The organism is Xanthovirga aplysinae (assembly GCF_009711365.1).
In the GTDB taxonomy this organism is placed as follows: Bacteria; Bacteroidota; Bacteroidia; order Cytophagales; family Cyclobacteriaceae; genus Xanthovirga; species Xanthovirga aplysinae.
The window spans coordinates 1-3,075 of the sequence record NZ_SMMB01000660.1; the positions used below are offsets into that span (position 1 = coordinate 1).

The 3,075-nt window shown below is 33.9% G+C and carries 1 protein-coding gene; it reads right to left on the reverse strand.

Going from position 1 to position 3,075, the window contains the following annotated elements; all coding sequences use genetic code 11:
• Positions 1–108: 108 nt before the first annotated feature.
• Positions 109–2,829, reverse strand: a complete 2,721-nt coding sequence (locus E1171_RS03850; protein ID WP_155204268.1) for a DUF5686 and carboxypeptidase regulatory-like domain-containing protein — start codon at positions 2,827–2,829, stop codon at positions 109–111.
• Positions 2,830–3,075: the final 246 nt, after the last annotated feature.

Here is a 3,075-nt window from a genome sequence, read left to right on the forward strand (position 1 = left end):
AGAGAATAATCATTCTGTTTTTTATCTCTTTTCTTAATCCTAAAAAAAGCCGCTACTTATGCAGTGCGGCTTTTATCTAAGATTTGATATTATGTGATCAAATTGACTTTAATCCAATCCTATCCCAATTTTTAAAGTAAATCCACTGAATCGGTCATCTTTGTAAGCAGTAGCTACTTCAACACTTCCAATGAAGAAGATTTCGGTTAAAGCATAACCTACTTCTAAGTAATTACCCATGGAAGGGGTGTAGAGGTAGTTAGCAAATAGGGTTTCACTCATAAATGTTTTATTTAGGATAGGAAGCCTTTTAAGAATTAATCGTTTTGAGTAAACGGCTGCATTTGCTTGAAGAAAGGCATCAGCTGTACTTTGTTCGTAGTAGTCAAACAAACGAAAATTCCCGAAAGCTCTTCCAAAATAGAAAGGGAGCTCAATGTTTCTAAAGTGATGATAATCCGCAAAGGTCATTTTTCTTTGATTGAAAAACTTACCCCCAATTACTTGGTATTCCAGTTCGTGTTGAAAAGATAATTCCTTACGCTGATGAACTCCTCCAGATAAGTAGTCATATCCAACCGAATTTTTGTTTTTGCCATGAAAAGCTTTTCTGTATGTCAAACTATAGGTTGGATTATCCGATCTTGCCATAATTTTTGCTCCTTCTTTTATCCTGTATCGTTGTCTAGGAGTATAACTTAGGGTAGCTGAAGCTATATAGGCCTCATTTTTACCAAAGTGCAATTGATCATTTTCAATTGTTTTGGGTTCATTCCTTGTGAAATCATATTTCCAATCAATCAACTTATAGTTCGTATGATTAATTAGTTCTTGTCGGTTTGCATATTCAAGCGTATTACTAAGTCTTAAACCATTAGAAATGTCAATACCATTGGTGATTTTGAAATAATCTTTTTGGTAAAGTTTCATTAAGTTTTTCTTCAATAATAAGGTACTGAGCGTATTAAGGTCTTTATTTATTCCCGTTTTCTCGTTAAAATCAAAGGAATCTCTTCCGCCTTCTATTGAAAATCGTCCTCTAGAAAAAGGAGCATAATGTTGATTATAACTTCCAAAACCCATCCAGGTATTACGGGCCACGGCGTATTTTACTCCACCTAAAAGTTTATAGCCTTTTCCCTTTTTTGAATTTTTGTTATAGCTTAAAGTACTTTGAAATTTCCAGCCATCCACTGTGTTGTAGGAAAGGTCATTTAAAATACCAGAATAAACTATTTTCCCCTTAGCAAAGGAGCGGCCAGAAATTAGGTTACTGGTGGCTTTTATGGTTTTTCCAAAAAAGTTTTTAGGTTTGGAAGTGTCCTGTTCATTGGAAGAGTTATTCGAATTAGCATTCTCTTCTGATCCATTAAATGAAATAGTAACTGGTGATTTTAATGAATCTTTTAAATTATAACTTTCCAGCTCTCTTGCTGAAAGAGGAACAGGTCGGTTTTTTTCCCAATAATCATCCCCTCTTTTGGCTGCCAGAGAATCCACTTCCATGTTTAACCCTTCATTTTCCTTTATCTCCAATCCCTTTTTACGTTCGGCGCTAATTGCTTCCCGTTCCATTTTTCTTTTGAGCTTGCGCATATCTCGGTTGTTCATGTCTTGTTTCGTCAACAGCTCTTTTATTTCTTTCTGTCTTCTGGTCTTTGCTTCTAATTCCTTTTCTTCAGGGGCTTTCTCCTCCTTTTCTCCTTTTTCTTCGGACAGAGCTAAAGGAGCATGTGCTTGGACAATTGAATGATCAAGGGCTGGGTTTAAACCTAATTGATAATCGCTAACGGAAACCACATAATTCCCTGAAGCCTTTACTCCCATAAAACTTATATCAGCCTTAATATCGAATGTGACAGGCATCCAGACATTATTTTGTACTGGGGCGAAAGTTTGAATCAATTGAAAATCTCCGGCCTCCATGCTAAATTTCAGATTAACACTATGGATATTCCAATAGTCTTCTGCCACAAATAAATATCCTTCAAAAAGTCCTTCTCCTTTATGACGAGGAGTCACCTTGATTTTGTTGATAAATCGGTTGTTTTCCTCAAAAAAACCTTGATAATTAAATTTATAATGAGAAAAGGCGGTAGGAGCTAAAGGAGATAAGTAAGTATCCATTAGGCGTTCATTGTAAAAGTTTTCCATTACCATAGGAACAGGATTTGGAATAGAATCACTTAATGTAGATCGGGTAGAAATGATATGATTATGATAGGTATCGGGTTGTTCAAATTCTACTTCAGTGATGGATTCTAATACCATAGGTTTACCTAAATACTCTTTTATTTCTTTTTTGGTTTCTTTATCCATCATCCATTGGTATACTTTAGGTATGCGGTCTATACTAAAAGTTGCTTTGGTGTATGCTTTGGCTTTATACTCTTGAACTTGCAATTGGTAATATTTTCGCATCCCAATGGCTTTTCTCATAATTTGATAGGCAGGATCTTCTTTTTTTGCTTTTACTTTCACCGTTTTCAGCTTGACAATCATTTCTTTAAGCTGAATGTTTTGAACTATAAACTTTTCTCCTATATCAAATGCCCTCTGGATAGTTTCATAACCCATGGATTGAAAAAACAAATGATGTTTCCCCTGTGGTAGTTTTAAAATATAATCTCCATCTTCATTAGAGGTGGTGGAATATTGAGTACCTTCAGTGTAAATTGTAACAAATGGAATAGGATTACCTTGATAATCTGTAATTTTCCCTTTGATGCCTTGGGCATTAGTTTTTGTTAGGGAAGAAGACACTATTATAATAAGTAAAATGAAAAGCTTCTTTGGAAATAAAAATGGGCTAATGGTCTGTCTATCCATAAATTAGTTTTCAATGTTTGGTATTTAATAAAAATTTGAATTACTCACTTTAGTAAAGTGTGGTAAATCTAATGGTTTTTAGTACTTTTTGTCGAATTAGAATTGAAAAATAATTATATAAAACGCTTTTATTTGTTGATGGCTTTAGATGTTTTATTACATTAAATAATGTTTTAAACGAATTTTTTATTTAAATTTTACTTTTGTTTTTGAGGGGATACTTTCTTTTTTATAGAGGTTATGGGA

Excerpts from the sequence above, each read along its gene's own strand:
- E1171_RS03850 (WP_155204268.1), bottom strand. The coding sequence starts at position 2,829 with ATGGATAGACAGACCATTAGCCCATTTTTATTTCCAAAGAAGCTTTTC.